This window comes from Brevibacillus halotolerans (assembly GCF_026891775.1).
Taxonomy (GTDB): Bacteria; Bacillota; Bacilli; order Brevibacillales; family Brevibacillaceae; genus Brevibacillus_B; species Brevibacillus_B halotolerans.
Window position 1 is genome coordinate 258,279 of the sequence record NZ_JAPTNK010000001.1, and the last position, 18,608, is coordinate 276,886.

An 18,608-nucleotide genomic window follows, 5' to 3' on the forward strand; every position below is an offset into this window, starting at 1 on the left:
TTAGGAGGCTTTATATGTTAAGTAAAGCAAATATTAAAGACATCTATACATTATCTCCGCTACAAAAAGGCATGTTATTTCAGCATTTAAAAGAAGAAAGCACGGCTTATTTTGAGCAATTACACTTTACGATTAAGGGACAACTATATGTAGATAGCTTCGAAGCAAGCTTTCAGCATCTCATAAACAAATATGATGTGCTACGAACCGTTTTTCTGTATAAAAATATGACCCAGCCCATGCAAATGGTTTTAAAAGAAAGAAAAACAAGTGTGCATTTTGAAGATATCTCCCACCTAGATTCTAAAGCCGTGAGTGAATATGTTGAAGAGTTTAAAAATCAGGATCGGGAGAAGGGATTTGAACTCTCGAAGGACATTCTCATGCGTTTTGCTATTTTGAAGGCTGGTGCTGAGTCCTATCATTTAATTTGGAGCTTCCATCATATTTTAATGGACGGCTGGTGCATGGGCATTGTGTTACAGGATTTGTTCAGAATGTATCAGCAGCATCGTCAAAATATACCGATTACCGTTGAGAGCGTTCCTGCCTATAGCGAGTATATCCGTTGGCTTGAGAAGCAGAATGTAACAAAGGCGAGGGATTACTGGAAAAATTACTTAGAGGGCTATGAGGAATTAACAGGTATCATTCGTCTCGATACGAAGCATACGAGTCACAACAACGAGGTACAGGAATGCGCCTTTACACTGGATAAGGACATAACGGAAGGACTTACTCAGCTTGCTCGTCATTATTCAGTGACAGTAAATACGCTTTTTCAAACAATTTGGGGCATGCTGTTGCAAAAGTATAACAATAAGGATGATGTTGTGTTTGGTGCGGTCGTATCTGGCCGCCCCTCTGAAATCCATGGCGTAGAAAACATGGTTGGCTTGTTTATCAACACTGTCCCTATTCGTATTCAAAAACAAACGAATGATACTTTTAGCCATTTATTAAAAAGAGTTCACGAATCTACGCTATTGTCTAAACAGTATGAGTTTGTATCCTTGGCAGATATTCAAACCGATGCAGGATTTTCTGGTCAATTGCTAGATCACATCTTAGTTTTTGAAAACTATCCGATAAGTGAAGGTTCTTTTGAGGAAGAAGAATTTACGATGGATAGTATAAAAACCTATGAGAAAACAAGCTATGACCTAAACGTGATGATTCGGCCTAATGAGGATCAGCTTGATATTGCCTTCCAATTCAACGATGACGTGTACTCAAGCGAAAATGTAAAAAGACTGTTCCAGCATATGAAGCAACTAGCTCTAGCTGTAATCAAGAATCCGGATGCGCGCTTGGAAGAAATAGCAATGATCACAGAAGAGGAACGCTATCAAATCTTGCACGATTTCCAAGGGGAGATAGTTGATTTTGTAACAGAAAAAACGCTCCCTGAACTGTTTGAAGACCAGGTGAAACGAACTCCAGAAGCAATTGCACTTCGATTTGAAGATCAACAATTGACCTATCAGGAGCTAAATCAGCGAGTAAATCAATTAGCTTGGACACTAAGAATGAAGGGCTTGCAGCAAGAAGAACTCGTTGGAATTATGATGCAGCGCTCATTAGAAATGATCGTTGGTGTGCTAGCCGTTATAAAAGCAGGCGGTGCATACGTACCAATTGATCCGGAATATCCGCTCGACCGAATCCAATATATGCTGGAAGACAGTGGAACCAATTGGCTGTTAACCACGAAACAGAGCGAAATTCCTTCCATCTATCAAGGGCATGTCCTGTATCTTGAGGAAGATACGGTGTATCACGAGCGGTCTTCAGATGTAGAGATTGTAAATCAATCCAGCGACTTAGCTTATATTATCTACACGTCCGGTTCTACTGGTCAGCCTAAGGGTGTCATGATTGATCATCGTGCTGTTCATAATTTGCATTTGTCAGCAGGAATCTATGGAATCGCACAGGGAAGCCAGGTTTTGCAGTTTGCCTCTTTAAGCTTTGATGCTTCGGTGGGTGATATCTTCCACAGCCTATTAACGGGAGCTACCTTGCATCTTGTAAAAAAAGAGCAATTGCTATCCGGACACGCCTTTATGGAGTGGTTAGACGAAGCTGGCATTACGACTATTCCGTTTATTCCACCAAGCGTCCTAAAAGAATTACCATATGCAAAACTGCCTAAGCTCAAAACAATCAGTACTGGCGGGGAAGAATTACCGGCCGATTTAGTAAGGATTTGGGGAGCAAACCGAACATTTTTAAATGCATATGGTCCGACAGAAACGACGGTTGATGCTTCGATTGGTAATTGTGTAGAGATGACGGATAAGCCTTCGATTGGTACGCCAACCGTTAATAAGCGAGCGTATATTTTGGATCAATACGGTCATATTCAGCCAATCGGTGTTCCCGGGGAATTATGCGTAGGTGGAGAAGGCGTAGCTCGCGGATATTTACATAGACCTGAGCTTACAGATGAAAAGTTCGTGAACGATCCTTATGTACCAAACGGGAGAATGTATAAAACGGGAGACTTAGCTAGATGGTTGCCGGATGGAACAATCGAATTTTTAGGCCGTATGGATGGCCAAGTAAAAATTCGTGGATTTAGGATTGAGCTTGGAGAAATTGAAGCTCGGCTAAACCAAGCCCCATCTGTAAAGCAAGCTGTGGTTCTAGCTCGTTCAGGAGAACAAAAGCAGGTATACCTATGCGCATATTTGGTGACGGACAACGATTTAAAGGTTTCAGCCCTACGTAAGGAATTAAGTCAAACGTTACCAGACTATATGATTCCATCGTTTTTTATAAAAGTCGATAAGATTCCAGTCACAGTAAACGGCAAGATAGACAAGAAAGCCTTGCCAGAACCAGAAAAAGAAGTAGAGCTGCAAACCGAATATGTAGCTCCAACGAACCCAACAGAGGAGATTCTTGTACAGATTTGGCAAAAGGTGCTGGGAATGGAGCGAGTAGGGATAGAGGATAACTTCTTTGAGCTAGGTGGTCACTCTATCAAGGCAATGATGCTTGCTTCCAATATTTATAAGGAATTAAAGATTGATCTGCCTTTGCGTGAGATTTTTAAGCATACGACAGTAAAAGAGATGGCGCGTTTTATCGACGGTCGGGATGAAGAAGAATACGTCGGAATTCAACCCGCAGCCAAACAAGAATACTACCCTGTCTCTTCTGCACAAAAAAGGATGTATGTCATTCAATCATTGGAAGATAAGGCTCAAGGCACGAGCTATAATATGCCGTCTTTCTATAAAATGAAGGGCTCGGTAGATGCAGAGAAATTAGAGAAGGTATTCCAAACATTAATGGATCGGCACGAATCATTACGAACCTCCTTTCATATGATCGAGGAGCAGCTAGTTCAAAAGGTTCACGAACAGGTTTCATGGAAAATGGACATGAAAACCGTCAGCGCCAATGATGTTTCAAGATTAAAGGATTCGTTTGTCCAACCGTTTGACATCAGTACAGCTCCTTTGTTCCGAGCCAGTCTTCTTACGATTCATAAAGATGAGCACATTCTTATGATGGATGTACACCATATTGTAGGAGACGGTGTTTCGACCACGATCTTGTTCCAGGAGCTTATCCAGTTGTATCAAGGGCAAGCGCTACCTGAAGTGAAGGTACACTATAAAGATTACGCTGTGTGGCAATTGTCCCAGCAGGATCGTTTGAAAGAAAGCGAAAATTTCTGGTTGCAGCAATTTTCTGGAGAGTTGCCGGTATTGGAGCTACCTACTGATTATTCACGTCCCCCAATTCGCCGATTGGAAGGAGAATATGTAAGCCAAAGCCTACGTGGTGATCTCCATGAAAGCGTAAAAGCCTTCATGAAAAATCACGAAGTAACGCTATATATGGTACTGCTTGCGACATATAACGTTCTTCTGCACAAATACACGAATCAGCGCGACATTATTGTTGGTACGCCTGTTTCGGACCGACCGCATCCAGATGTCATGTCCACTGTCGGTATGTTTGTAAATACGCTGGCAATCCGAAATCAGTTGGAGTCTGAGCAAACCTTCGAAGAGTTTTTAGCAAATGTGAAAAATAAAATGCTAGAGGTCTATGGTCATCAGGAGTATCCGTTTGAAGATGTAATTGAAAAAGTAAAGGTTCAAAGGGATACAAGCAGACATCCGCTATTTGACACAATGTTTGGTGTACAAAATCTGGAGATATCCCACGTGGAGCTACCCGATTGGGGTATAGAAGCATTGGATATTGACTGGACTAACTCCAAGTTTGATATGAGCTGGATGGTATTTGAAGCAGACGGTCTAGAAATTGGCGTGGAGTATAGCACAAGCCTGTTTGAGCGCAATACGATTCAGCGAATGATCGGACACTTTGAACATATCATCGAGCAGATTATGGAAAATCCTCAAATTCGTTTAGCTGATATTCAGTTGACGACAGAAGATGAGAGAATCCAAATCTTAGAGGAATTCAATCATCAACCAACAAAAATAACCTACGATCAGGCAATCCAAAACAGATTTGAAGAACAGGCTATGAAGACACCTGATGCAGTGGCACTTGTATATAAAGGTCAGGAGTTAACCTATCGTGAGCTTAACCAAAGATCAAATCAGATGGCTCGTACATTAAGAGAGCATGGGGTCGGGCGTGATCAAATAATTGCGGTCATGATTAATCGTTCACATGAGCTGATCATTAGTATCCTAGCCGTATTAAAGGCAGGAGGAGCATATCTGCCAATTGATCCAACGTACCCGCTTGATCGGATTGAACACATGCTAGAGGATAGCCAGACTGCAATGCTGTTAACTCAAAAAGAAATCCAAATACCTACAGGATATTCGGGGGAAGTTCTCTTCGTTGATCAAGCTGATATTTATCATGAGGATGCTACGGATTTATCTAGTATGAATCAGCCTGCAGATTTGGCCTATATTATTTACACATCAGGCTCTACTGGAAAGTCCAAGGGAGTAATGATCGAGCATCGTTCATTACATAATCTGATTCATATTTCTCACCCCTATAAAATGGGAGTAGGAAGCAGAGTCCTTCAATTTGCCTCTAGTAGCTTTGATGCCTCGGTAGCAGAGATCTTTCCAGCTCTTTTAACTGGATCAACTTTATATATAGAAGAGAAAGAGGAGCTATTAACCAATTTAGTTCCCTACTTACTTGAGAATCAAATAACAACAGTAGCATTGCCGCCATCTTTATTAAGATCCGTTCCTTATAGGGAACTGCCAGCTTTAGAGTGCATAGTTAGTGTCGGAGAAGCTTGCACATTTGACATTGTACAAACTTGGGGGCAAAACCGCACCTTTATAAACGGATACGGCCCTACAGAATCAACTGTTTGCAGTACCTTTGGTGTGGTTACAGCAAAGGACAAGCGTATCACGATTGGTAAACCGTTCCCTAATCAAAAGGCCTATATCATCAATGAAAATCAACAGCTACAACCAATCGGGGTTCCAGGTGAGCTTTGCATAGCAGGGGCTGGATTAAGCCGTGGGTACTTGAATCGTCCAGAGCTGACACAAGAAAAATTTGTAAACAACCCCTTTGCACCTGGTGAGCGTATGTATAAAACAGGAGACGTAGCTCGCTGGTTGCCTGATGGCAATATCGAATATGTCGGTCGTATGGATGATCAGGTTAAAGTACGTGGAAATCGGGTCGAGCTTGGGGAGGTTACCAGCCAATTACTTACGCATCCTTCGATTACAGAAGCTGTTGTTGTATCAATAGTCGATACACATGGAGCAACGACACTATGCGCCTATTTCATCGAGGATAAAGAAGTGAAGGTCAACGATTTGCGCCATCATTTGGCTAAAGCTCTACCTGAGTTTATGATTCCTGCTTACTTTATTAAAGTAGATCATATTCCATTGACAGGAAACGGAAAGGTAAATAAACAAGCATTACCTGACCCTTCCGAATTCATTTCAGCACAAACAGGCCATGAAATCGTTGCCCCTTCTTCTCAGGACGAGGAAATACTGGTTCAGGTATGGGAAGAAGTCCTCCAGATCAAACCGATTGGGGTAGAGGACAACTTCTTTGAACGAGGCGGAGACTCCATTAAGGCATTGCAAATCGTAGCTAGACTTAGCAAATATAATCGGAAATTGGATAGTAGACATATTTTTAAAAATCCAACGATTTCCATGCTGGCTCCTTACCTTGAACAAAGAGGTGCTTTGATTGAACAAGATTCAATTGAAGGCGAAGTGCCGCTTACACCGATTCAATCCTGGTTCTTTGAACAACCCTTTGTGCATCCACACCACTTTAATCAATCTATGCTTCTGCCAAATGAACAAGGCTGGGATCGTCAACGAATAGAACAAGCATTTACAACCATTGTTAGACACCATGATGCCTTAAGAATGAAGTACCAGTTTAGAGAGAAGATCATTCAAGAAAATCAAGGTATCGAGGGAGAGTTTTTTACCCTGCATGAGGTGGATGTAACCAAGGAAAGAGACTGGCAAATGCGCATCGAACAAGAAGCGAATCAACTCCAAGCAAGCTTTGATTTGACAACAGGCCCTCTTGTAAAGCTTGGCTTATACCATACGGCATATGGCGATTATCTTCTGATTGTCGTACATCATCTCTTAATTGATGGTGTCTCATGGCGCATCCTGCTGGAGGATTTCCAGACGCTTTATGAGCAAAAGGGTGAGCTGCCGGCGAAAACCACTTCCTTTAAGGCGTGGGCTGTACAACTGGAGGGGTATGCTCGCAGCAAAAAGCTACAAGACGAGGCAAGCTACTGGAAAGGGTTGTTGAATAAATCGGTAAGAGAGCTGCCTGCGGATAAGGAATCAAGCGATACATTCCTTTTTGGAGATACAAAAGAAGTACAGCTTACCTTTGATATAAATGAAACCCAAGACCTGCTTACGGATGCTCACCATGCTTATAAGACAAAAGCGGATGATTTATTGCTGGCAGCGTTGGTTCTTAGCATAAATGAGTGGACGAAGCAAAGCGATATCATAGTGAATTTGGAAGGTCATGGCCGTGAGACGATCGTCGAAGGCATTGATTTGAGCCGTACAATTGGCTGGTTTACTACAATTTATCCAGTTCTGTTTGAAGTAGAGAACCATCAACTTTCCAGCGTGATTAAACATGTAAAAGAAACGCTGCGCAATGTACCGAATAATGGTATTGGTTTTGGGATCTTACAACACATGTCTCATTTTGATGTAAGCCAGAGCCAATTAAGTTCTCATCACATAAGCTTCAACTACCTAGGTCAGATGGGAGAAGATTCCGCTAGTCAGTCTGAGACGGATAATGGAGTCCTTATCAATACAGGAGACCAGATAAGCCCAATGAACGCAAATCCGGGCTCGCTTAATATGACTTGCCTTGTAATGAATAATACGTTGCTTGTTACTTTTGATTATAATCCGCAACGTTACGAACAGGAGACAATTCAACGTCTGGCAGATCGTTATAAGAGCAATTTAAAAGCAGTCCTCGATCATTGTGTTCAACGAGAGCAGACAGAGCGAACACCTAGTGATTTTAGTACGAAGAAGCTTTCTTTAGAGGACTTAGACGACGTGTTTGCAACACTTAAAAATCTATAAAGGTATCCTGAGGAGGAGAAGATTAACTTGATTAATACCTCAGACGTCAAAGACATTTATAGTTTATCCCCGATGCAACGTGGCATGTTATTTCATACATTAAAAGACAAAGAAAACCTTGCCTATTTTGATCAGACAACTTTTCAAATAGAAGGTGACATATGTGTCGAATCCCTTGAGAAAAGTTTTAACGAGCTGATTCGCAAGTATGATGTTCTGCGTACGATCTTTTTATATCAGAAATTAAAAGAGCCGATGCAGGTTGTGTTAAAGGAGAGAACAGCAAACATTCATTATGAGGATTTCTCTATGAAGAGCGAGTCGGATAAAGCAAAGGCTCTTCGTGTAGCAAAACAGAGGGACCGGGACGAGGGCTTTGACCTCTCCCGGGACATCCTCATGCGGTTATCTTTATTAAAAGTCGCCTCTAACCAATACGAATTAGTGATCAGTAGCCACCATATTATCATTGATGGATGGTGCACAGGGATTTTGTACCAGGAGCTGTTCTATTTTTATCAATGCTTCGTAGCAAATCAACCTATCCCTGCTGAGAAATCGATTCCGTATAGCAGATATATTCGTTGGCTTGAAGAACAGGATGAAGAGGAAGGAAAAGCCTATTGGGGTGAATATCTACAAGATTTCGAGGGGGCATCTGTTATCCCTAAGCAAAACGCTAAGGGAGAGAAGGAAGTATGCTCCATTGATAAGGTAACCTTCCACTTTGATAAAAAGCTGACGGAGGAACTGGTGCAGGTAGCAAAAGCTTGCCAAGTAACAATAAGTACCTTGTTTCAAACAATGTGGGGCATCCTGCTCCAAAAGTATAATAACTCGCAGGAAGCTATATTTGGATCGGTTATTTCAGGAAGATCACCAGAGATTCCTGATGTGGAAAAAATAGTTGGAATTTTTATTAATACCATTCCTGTTCGCATTCGTACATTGGACAAGCAAACCTTCAAGGAATTGCTGATCCAGGTTCAGGAGGCATCTGTCAACTCTGAAAAATATAATTATCTAACATTGGCTGATATTCAAGCGGTTACCGGATCGAATCATGCACTTATCCATCATATTGTGGCATTTGAAAATTTCCCGATTGCCTCGGACAGCTTCGTAGATTCGAGCGAGTCCGATTCAGAAGAATTGAAAGTTGTGAACGTCATAGACGATCATGAAAAGACCAACTTTGATTTTAGTGTGCAAGTTCAGCTTGATACAGAGTTACTAGTAAAAATCTCTTATAATCAACATCTTTATCATAGAAGCTTTATTGAAAATATCTTTCATCACCTGCAACAGATTGCCGGGTCTATCATTCATAACCTAGATATTCAAATAAATGAGATAGCTATTGTTTCTAAGGAAGAGAAGAAGCAACTATTACGCTATTCCACTCCAGCCAAGTCAGATTTTCCAATGGATAAAACCATTCATCAGCTATTTGAGGAGCAGGTATCACGGACACCAGAGCAGATCGCGGTCGTTTTTAAAGGGGAGTCCTTCACCTATCGCGAGTTAAATGAAAAGGCAAATCAATTGGCATGGGTGCTAAGAAAACGGGAGGTAAGACCTAACGAGATCGTTGCGATCATGGCAGAGCACTCCCTAGAGATGCTGGTTGGGGTGATTGGGACTTTAAAGGCAGGTGCGGCCTATCTTCCTATTGACCCATCCTACCCAGAAAAAAGAATCGCTCATATGCTACAAGATAGCAAAGCGGAGCAACTACTTATCCAGCCTCATTTGAATATGCCACAGGACTTTAAGGGAAGTGTCTTATGGTTAACAGAAGAGAGCTGGGCGAAGGAGAGTACGACCGATCTGCCGCTTGCAACGAGTGCAAATGATCTAGCATACATGATTTATACCTCAGGCTCAACAGGACTGCCGAAGGGAGTTATGGTTGAGCATCAAGCCCTGGTTAATTTAGTTATGTGGCATAACGAGGCATTTGGCGTAACCATGACTGATCAATGCACGAAATTGGCGGGATTTGGATTCGATGCGTCGGTGTGGGAGACCTTCCCTCCGCTTATACAGGGAGCGATGCTTCATGTGTTAGAGGAATCGAGACGTGGAGATATTTATGCTCTGCATGAATACTTTGAAAAGAATGCGATCACCATTAGCTTCTTGCCTACTCAATTAGCCGAACAATTTATGGAGCTTACAAGCAGTACATTACGTGTGTTACTCATTGGCGGTGACCGAGCTCAAAAGGTTAAAAAGACAACGTATCAAATCATAAACAACTACGGTCCAACCGAAAATACAGTAGTTACGACGAGCGGCCAACTGCATCCTGAGCAGGATGTTTTCCCTATTGGAAAGCCGATCACCAATCACAGCGTTTATATTTTAGATCAGAACAGACATCTTCAGCCGATCGGAATACCTGGCGAGCTGTGCGTCAGTGGTGCAGGGCTTGCTAGAGGCTACCTCAATCAGCCTGAACTCACCGTAGAACGCTTTGTTGATAATCCTTTTGTACCTGGAGAGAGAATGTATCGCACAGGGGACTTAGTTCGTTGGAGAATCGATGGTAGCATCGAATATCTGGGAAGGATTGACGAGCAAGTCAAGATTCGAGGATACAGAATTGAGTTAGGTGAGATCGAAACAAAGCTTCTTGAGCATCCTTCCATTAGTGAGGCGCTCGTCGTGGCTCGAAATGACGAGCAAGGTTATACCTATCTATGCGCTTATGTGGTGGCGACTGGGGCTTGGAGCGTATCTTCATTACGTGAGCATTTAATCGAAACATTGCCCGAATATATGATTCCAGCTTACATGATGGAAGTGGAAAAAATGCCGCTTACGGCAAACGGAAAGGTAGATAAGCGAGCGTTACCAGTGCCTGATAGGCAAAGAATGAACGAATATGTGGCACCTGCAACAGAGACAGAGGAAAAGCTAGTTCTACTGTTCCAAGAGATTTTAGGACTTGAGCGTATTGGTACTAAAGATCACTTCTTTGAATTAGGGGGACATTCGCTGAAGGCGATGATGCTTGTGTCTCGTATGCACAAGGAGCTAGGTGTGGATGTGCAGTTAAATGAGATGTTTGCTCGTCCAACGGTTAAAGATCTATCTGCTTACATAGATCAGATGAACGGCTCTGCTTACACAGCGATTCAGCCAGCGGAGGAGCAGTCTTATTATCCTGTTTCTTTTGCCCAAAGAAGAATGTATGTTGTACAGCAAATGAGAGATAGTGAAACGACGAGCTATAACATGCCGTTTACGTTTGAGCTAAAAGGAAAGCTACATCTGGACAAGCTGAGAGAAGCGTTACAGATTCTGGTTCTACGACATGAAAGTCTGCGAACATCCTTTCATATGATTGATGAAAATCTTGTTCAAAAAGTGAATAAAGATATTTCATGGGATTTAGAAGTAATAGAAGCTCAGGAGTCAGAGATAGAAGTAAAACTGAAGGAATTTATCAGACCGTTCCATTTAAGTGAGGCTCCGCTTTTCAGAGCTCGTTTAATTTGCTTGAATCCACAGCATCATCTTTTGAGCTTGGACATGCATCATATTATTTCAGATGGAGTATCAATGAACCTGTTCCTACAGGAATTCATGACACTCTATCAGGGAGAAGCATTGCCAGCGCTCTCTATTCAATACAAGGATTACGCCGTATGGCAACAATCAGACGAGCAGCGAGCTAGATTAAAAGAGCAGGAAAAATATTGGTTACATCATTTTTCTGGAGAGCTGCCTACCTTAGAATTGCCAACAGATTTTCCACGACCTGCTATACAGCAATTTGACGGAGATGAATGGTCGTTTGAAATAAATGCTGATCTTTTAGCGAAGGTCAAACAGATCTGCTCTAGCCAAGGCACGACGTTATATATGACGCTTCTCGCTGCTTATCAGGTATTCTTAGCCAGATATACCGGGCAGGAGGATATCATTGTAGGTTCTCCAATTGCTGGACGTTCTCATGCTGATTTGGAAAACATGATAGGTATGTTTGTCAATACATTAGCTTTGCGCGGTAAGCCAAAGGCAGATCAATCCTTCCTCTCCTATTTAAAACAGGTAAAAGAGACCGTATTCCAAGCATACGCGAACGCAGAATATCCATTTGAAGAGTTGATTGAAAAACTCGATTTAGAACGAGATATGAGCCGTCATCCGCTATTTGATACCTTGTTCTCTTTGCAAAATATGGAAATATCTGAGTTCCAAATGAATAATCTAGAGATTTTTCCTTATGAAACGGGACAAAAGAATGCAAAATTCGCTCTTAGCTGGTTAATAGCAGAAGGAGAGTCCCTTTATGTAACAATCGAATACAGCACCAAATGCTTTAAGCGAGAAACCATTAAACGCATGGCAAGTCATTTTGAACAACTGCTAGCCCAAATTGTTGAGCAACCGGAAGCGCGCATTGGCCATCTGGAGTTAGTAGCAGATGCCGAAAGAAAAATGTTACTGGAAGACTTTAATCTGACAAAAGTCGACTATCCACGAGAAAAAACAATTCAAGAATTATTTGAAGAGCAGGTGGACAAAAACCCTGATCAAATCGCGCTTATATGTGGAGAGCAACAGTTTACCTACGAACAATTAAATGTGAAATTTAACCAATTAGCTCACGTATTAAGAAGAGAAGGCGTTCAACCCAATCAGGTAATAGGGCTTATTACGGATCGATCGCTGTCGATGATTGTAGGTATTTTTGGAATTATAAAAGCAGGTGGGGGCTATCTGCCAATCGATCCGACCTATCCAACTGAAAGAATTCAATACATGCTTGAAGATAGTCAAACTCACCTATTGTTGGTACAACACAGAGACATGGTTCCAGCAGGTTATCAGGGAGAGGTTTTGATAATAGAGGATGAGATAAGTCGAGATGAACAAGTAGCTAACATAGAATTGATCAATCAGCCGCAAGACTTGGCTTATGTCATGTACACATCTGGCTCTACAGGTAAACCAAAGGGGAACCTGACTACTCATCGAAATATTATCAAAACGGTATGTAATAACGGATATATTGAGATAACGACTGAGGATCGTCTTTTGCAGTTATCTAATTATGCTTTTGACGGCTCTACCTTTGATATATTCAGCTCGTTATTACACGGAGCAACGCTGGTACTGGTACCAAAAGAAGTGATCTTGAATCCAACAGACTTGGTTACATTGATACGCGAACAGCAGATCACTGTATCGTTTATGACTACCTCATTGTTTAATGCATTAGTGGAACTGGATGTAAGCAGTTTCCAAAACATGCGCAAGATCGCATTTGGAGGAGAAAAGGCTTCCTTTAAGCATGTGGAAAAGGCATTGGATTTCCTCGGAAATAGACGATTGGTGAATGGATATGGTCCCACAGAAACAACCGTTTTTGCTACAACCTACACTGTGGATGAGCGCATAAAGGAATGGGGGATTATACCGATTGGTCGACCGCTACATAATACCACGGTCCACATTTTAAGCGCTGATGACAAGCTACAGCCAATTGGTGTCATTGGAGAGCTGTGCGTAAGCGGTGAAGGATTGGCACGCGGTTACCTTAATCTACCAGAGTTGACGATGGAGCGATTTGTTGAAAATCCATTTAGACCTGGTGAAAGAATGTACCGCACAGGGGACTTAGCTCGTTGGTTACCGGATGGGGTTCTTGAATATGTAGGACGCAAGGATGAACAAGTGAAAATTCGCGGACATCGCATTGAGCTTAGTGAAATTGAAACAAGGATATTGGAGCATCCTGCGATCAGTGAAACGGTTCTGCTAGCCAAGCGAAATGAGCAAGGCAGCTCATACCTGTGCGCTTATATTGTTGCCCATGGCCAATGGAATGTCCAAGAATTGCGCAAGCATGTAAGAGATGCTTTGCCAGAACACATGGTGCCTTCTTATTTTATTGGCTTAGACAAACTTCCACTTACCTCCAATGGTAAAGTCGACAAACGAGCATTGCCAGAACCAGAGGGCAGCTTGCAACTGACTAGAGAAATTGTCGCTCCACGCAATGAAACTGAAAAACAGTTAGTTGAAATTGTTGCTGAGGTTCTGGGACTAGAAGCTAGTGAAATAAGTATTACCGATAATCTTTTTGAGCTAGGTGGACATTCCCTAACGATTCTAAGAATCCTTGCTAAGGTCCATACATGTAACTGGAAGCTTGAAATGAAAGACTTCTATAATTGCAAGAACCTTGAGGAAATAGCAAGCAAGGCATCTGATATGCAGGAAAATCAAAATCTGTCTGGCAGTGGCTCAGTCTTTAAAAAGGGTGGGAAGAAATCAATCCCGGTAGTACCCGTCCACGATAGACAAAAAGAGATGGAGCATGTTTTATTGCTCGGCTCCACTGGCTTCTTAGGTATTCATTTGCTACATGAGCTGCTACAGAAAACAGAAGCGACAATTCTTTGCGTCATTCGTGCAGAAAATGATGAGGCTGCTATGCAACGACTACGCAAAAAAATTGATTTTTACTTTACCTCACAGTACAGTAGCTCCCAAATTGATGAGTGGTTTACCCGTATCCAAATCATTCACGGTGATATTACGCAAGACAACTTTGGATTAGAGGCAAAACATTACGAGTCGCTAGGAGCTGTCGTTGACACTGTCATTCATACGGCTGCATTGGTGAAGCACTACGGGCACTATGAAGAGTTTGAAAGAGCAAATGTACATGGAACTCAGCAAGTAGTTACCTTTTGCTTGAACAATAAATTACCAATGCACTATGTTTCAACCCTGAGCGTTTCGGGAACCACCGTTGAAGAAGCAACAGAGCTTGTAGAATTTACCGAGAAGGACTTTTATGTTGGTCAAAACTATGAGTCAAATGTATATCTGAGAAGTAAATTTGAAGCCGAAGCCGTACTTGTTGGCGGAATGGAAAACGGACTCGATGCACGTATCTACCGGGTTGGCAATTTAACAGGACGCTTTCAGGATGGATGGTTCCAGGAAAATATCAATGAAAATATGTTTTATCTCCTATCGAAAGCCTTCCTTGAGCTTGGAGGTTTTGATCAGGAAATTATGCAGGGTATGGTTGATTTAACCCCTATTGATATATGTGCACAAGCTATTATACACATCATCAAGAGCAAAGGAATTGAGGAAAGAGTCTTCCATTTACAGAATCCGCACTTGGTAACATACGATGATATGTATCGTGTATTTGAAGGGCTTGGCTTTTCTAGACGGGTACAAAGTCGAGAAGATGTTACACGTGAACTAGATGTAATGATGTCTCAGGGTAATGAAAAGCTATTTTTGGCTGGGATTCTGACCACGATGTTGGATGATGTAGAGCGTGCTGAACAATTTAATGTTGCAGTCGATTCAAGTAGGACAATGCAGCTATTAGAGGATACCTCGTTTACTTATCCTGTTCCTGATGATGAGTATTTGCGCAAGCTGGCTATGCATATGATCAAAGTTGGGTTTGTTACTCCTAATCATACTGTTGCTGAAAAGATAGGAACTAGTCGTTAGCGCTATGCTAGCGACTGGTTCTCAACCTAAATGAATAGCTAAAGGAAGGAGAGGGAACCCATGGCAGTCATTGAACTAAAAAACCTTACGAAAAAGTATAATGAGGTCTATGCTGTTGATCATCTAAATATAGAAGTACCTCAAGGACATATTTATGCGTTTTTAGGTAGCAATGGGGCGGGAAAGACAACCACAATTAAAATGATGACGGGCCAATTGAACCCTTCAGAGGGAGAGGTTCTATTTCTAGGGCGCAATATTTGGCAGGATCGTGAGGCAAGAAGAATTGCGGGCTATGCTCCAGACGTTCCACTTCTTCATGAAGGATTGACAGCCAGAGAAATGGTACGCTTTGTGGGGGCTCTTTATGATAGTGACGAAGATCTGAATAAACGTGTTGACACGTTGTTAGAACATTTTGAGCTGGCAGATAAAGCAGACCAGCTTATTAAAGAATACTCATTAGGAATGAAACGAAAGGTTTCGATTGCTTGCGCATTGATTCATCGCCCTAAAATCTTGCTATTAGACGAAGTTACGAATGGATTGGACCCAAAGGCGACCCGTGAAGTGAAAAATTATATTCGACATTTTGCCAAAGAAGAGGGTGGTACTGTTTTTATTACGACCCATATTTTGGACATTGTTGAAGAATTAGCCGATACCATTTCCATCCTGCATAAAGGAAAAATCAAAGTAACGGGAAGCATGGAAGAATTGCGCCATGTGGCAGGCAATGAAGAAGGTCGATTGGAAGATATCTTTTTATCCGCTATCGAGTAGTAGGAGGTGACAGAATTGTATGTGGGCACAAACGAAATGGATTAGTTTCTTTTACACAAGACCCTTCTTTAATCGCTTTTTTATCCATAGTCCTTCTAAATGGATCATTTATGTGGGCTTGGGAACCATTGCTATTGCCATGTACTTTTCGGAGAATTTTGGGCAGCTTCTCTTACATGCCAGTCTCAGTGCTAGATTGATGCTTCTCATAGGGGAATGTATTTTTGTCGGGTTGCTTCGTGGCATGAATACGTTGACACAACAAATGTACGCTGATCGATTACTGACATTGTTTTATGTATCGGGAGTTTCTCCGTTTCGGATGATCCTTGGGCAATCTACTTCAAGTCTACCTCTGTACACGTGGTCATCCATTATGATTGCTATTCCATTAACGATTGGCTATTCCGCCATGGAAAGAGTTCTGTATGTTTTGTTATTCCTAGTCGTTTCTCTATTGATGATTTGGTTAACAGACATCTTAAGCCGATTTTTAATGGTTCTGACTATGCGGTTTTTCCCTATTATTGTCAAAACATTCGTAGGTATCTCCTCACTTGCCTATGTTGCTTTAATTGGCCTATTGGTTTGGGCATTGATTGAGGTTGAAACAATTTCTCCAGAAGCTTGGCAAAGCTTAGAGCGTTTTATGGTATATGTTTTGTGCATTTTCGCGGTCGGTCTTGGAGCGTTGTTTCTATTCTCTGAACAAATTGGAAGGTTTTATTACGAAAGCTGGCTGAACCATGCGGAGTCGCAAGATAGGACCAGACCAGAAACACAGGAAAATCTATCGAATTTGGTCAAAAACGCTCATGATGCCATCGTTTTTAAAGACATAACGCTATTAATAAGAAACCCCATCACAAAAATCCGCTTCTGGTTTTGGGTGATTGCTATTATTACTGGAGCAGTGGTAGCGAAGTCGGGCGTGGCCAGTTCCTTTTTAACGGAAGCGAACCAAGCCTATTATGTCCTGTTGTTCGTTTCCCTGCTTACAGCACTCGTTTTTGGTGAGATTGTATCAGCTCTCTACCAATTTGAAGAACAAAACTACATTCTTTATTATGTAGCGGCTGTAAAGGGAAGTACGATTTTCTGGGCAAAAACAATGACAGCTTCGCTCTTGGTGGTAGCCCCAGCGATTATAGGTCATCTCATTCTAGCCATTGTCCTGCAATTCTCTTTCATGGAGTGGCTACTAGGTGGATTCCTTATTCTTGGCTTTACCTTTGGCTCCATAATCGTTCAATTAAGTATAGCTTCCCTTGATAAGAAGGGGAGAGGTGGAGTTAATCTTAAAGAAGGCTCGGAAGAAGAGGAAATGCTTAAGCAATCCCCGAAAAAGCCAATTGCCATCGTATCGTCTATTATGGGATTGATTTATCTAGGCGTATGTCTTTGGTTATTTTGGATCAATATTGGCATTCCCATTCTAGCAACAATCGTACTGCTTACCTTGCTATTGAGTTTGGTTGGAGTTCGTTATAGCGCGAGATAAAAAGAGAATAATGTAATTTTGTGTCATAAATTGACTTTCAAGGTCAAAAATGTAAATATTAAAATAAGTTGTGTTCTACTTCATTTGTCTACTTATCTGTCAAGAGTGAAAAATATGATAGCGGAGGTCGTTTTATGGATTATGTACAATTAGGTTCATCTGAGTTAAAGTGCTCCCGTATTGGATTAGGAACCTGGGCCATTGGCGGTTGGGCTTGGGGAGGTACCAATGAAAAAGATGCCATTCAAGCGATCCATCGTGCTTTCGATATCGGGATAAATACGTTAGATACAGCTCCCATTTATGGATTTGGTTTATCAGAAGAAATATGCGGTAAAGCTATTAAGCAATATGGTCAAAGAGACAAAATTCATATCGCCACCAAGGCTGGCGTAGAATGGGTAGGAGAAGAAGGCGTATACTGGTGCAATTCCTCTAAAGAGCGTATTCTTCAAGAGTTCGAAGATAGCCTACGCCGTTTGCAAGTAGACTATATTGATTTATACCAGCTTCATTGGCCTGATCCGGGCTTACCGCTTGAAGAAACAGCAGAAATTTTTGCTCAGCTTCATAAGGAAGGCAAAATTAGAGCGATTGGGGTAAGTAATCTTTCCATTGAACAAATAGAACAGTGGCAAAAAGTAGCTCCGCTTCACAGTAGCCAAAACAGACTTAATCTGCTTCAAACAGAACATAAGGATACCTTCCTTTATTGCGATAAGAATCATATTAACACTATTACGTGGGGAACATTGGCCCAAGGCCTGTTGACAGGAAAATTCACGAAAGACTCCACATTTGCTGAAGACGATTTACGCCATGGATATCCATTATTTGCGCCAGAATATTTTGACCAGTATCTACAAGCAGTGGATCGTTTAAAAGAAATAGCTCAAGAAAAAGGAAAAACAATGGCACAACTGGCTGTACGTTGGACGTTAGATCACCCTGGAGTAAGCATATCTCTTTGGGGGGCAAGGAAGCCCTCTCAATTAGACGAGGTATCTGGAGTAATGGGATGGTCTCTTTCAGCACAAGATGTAGAGCAAATTGATCAAATCATAAAAGAATCTCTGCATGATCCATTCCATGATCCGACATTGGGGCCACCTACTAAGGAAGAGTGGCAGGAGATGGGAGTTCTGTAAAAAAAGAAAATACCTTAGTTCTTCTTCATGGACTAAGGTATTTCTGTATAGAATTTTCATGATACGAACATAGAGCAG

At 41.7% G+C, this 18,608-nt stretch carries 5 protein-coding genes; all 5 read left to right on the forward strand.

Annotated features, from left to right (window positions below; all coding sequences use genetic code 11):
* Window positions 1–14: 14 nt before the first annotated feature.
* The 5 genes from O0550_RS01155 to O0550_RS01175 all read left to right on the forward strand — a co-directional run bounded on the left by O0550_RS01155 (window position 15) and on the right by O0550_RS01175 (window position 18,530).
* Window positions 15–7,595 carry a non-ribosomal peptide synthetase gene (locus O0550_RS01155; RefSeq protein ID WP_258425477.1) on the forward strand — a complete coding sequence of 2,527 codons (7,581 nt, stop codon included), beginning with the start codon at window positions 15–17 and terminating at the stop codon, window positions 7,593–7,595.
* Between the two features lie 27 nt (window positions 7,596–7,622).
* Entirely contained in the window at window positions 7,623–15,098 is a 7,476-nt protein-coding gene (locus O0550_RS01160; protein WP_258425478.1) for a non-ribosomal peptide synthetase, read from the forward strand.
* A 60-nt stretch (window positions 15,099–15,158) separates the two neighbouring features.
* Window positions 15,159–15,881 carry an ABC transporter ATP-binding protein gene (locus O0550_RS01165; protein WP_003335199.1) on the forward strand — a complete coding sequence of 241 codons (723 nt, stop codon included), beginning with the start codon at window positions 15,159–15,161 and terminating at the stop codon, window positions 15,879–15,881.
* Between the two features lie 19 nt (window positions 15,882–15,900).
* Window positions 15,901–17,382, forward strand: a complete 1,482-nt coding sequence (locus tag O0550_RS01170) for a hypothetical protein (RefSeq protein ID WP_258425479.1) — start codon at window positions 15,901–15,903, stop codon at window positions 17,380–17,382.
* A gap of 134 nt (window positions 17,383–17,516) precedes the next feature.
* The gene (locus O0550_RS01175) at window positions 17,517–18,530 is read left to right on the forward strand and encodes an aldo/keto reductase (protein WP_096886609.1); all 1,014 of its coding nucleotides are present in this window, start codon (window positions 17,517–17,519) and stop codon (window positions 18,528–18,530) included.
* Window positions 18,531–18,608 lie beyond the last annotated feature (78 nt).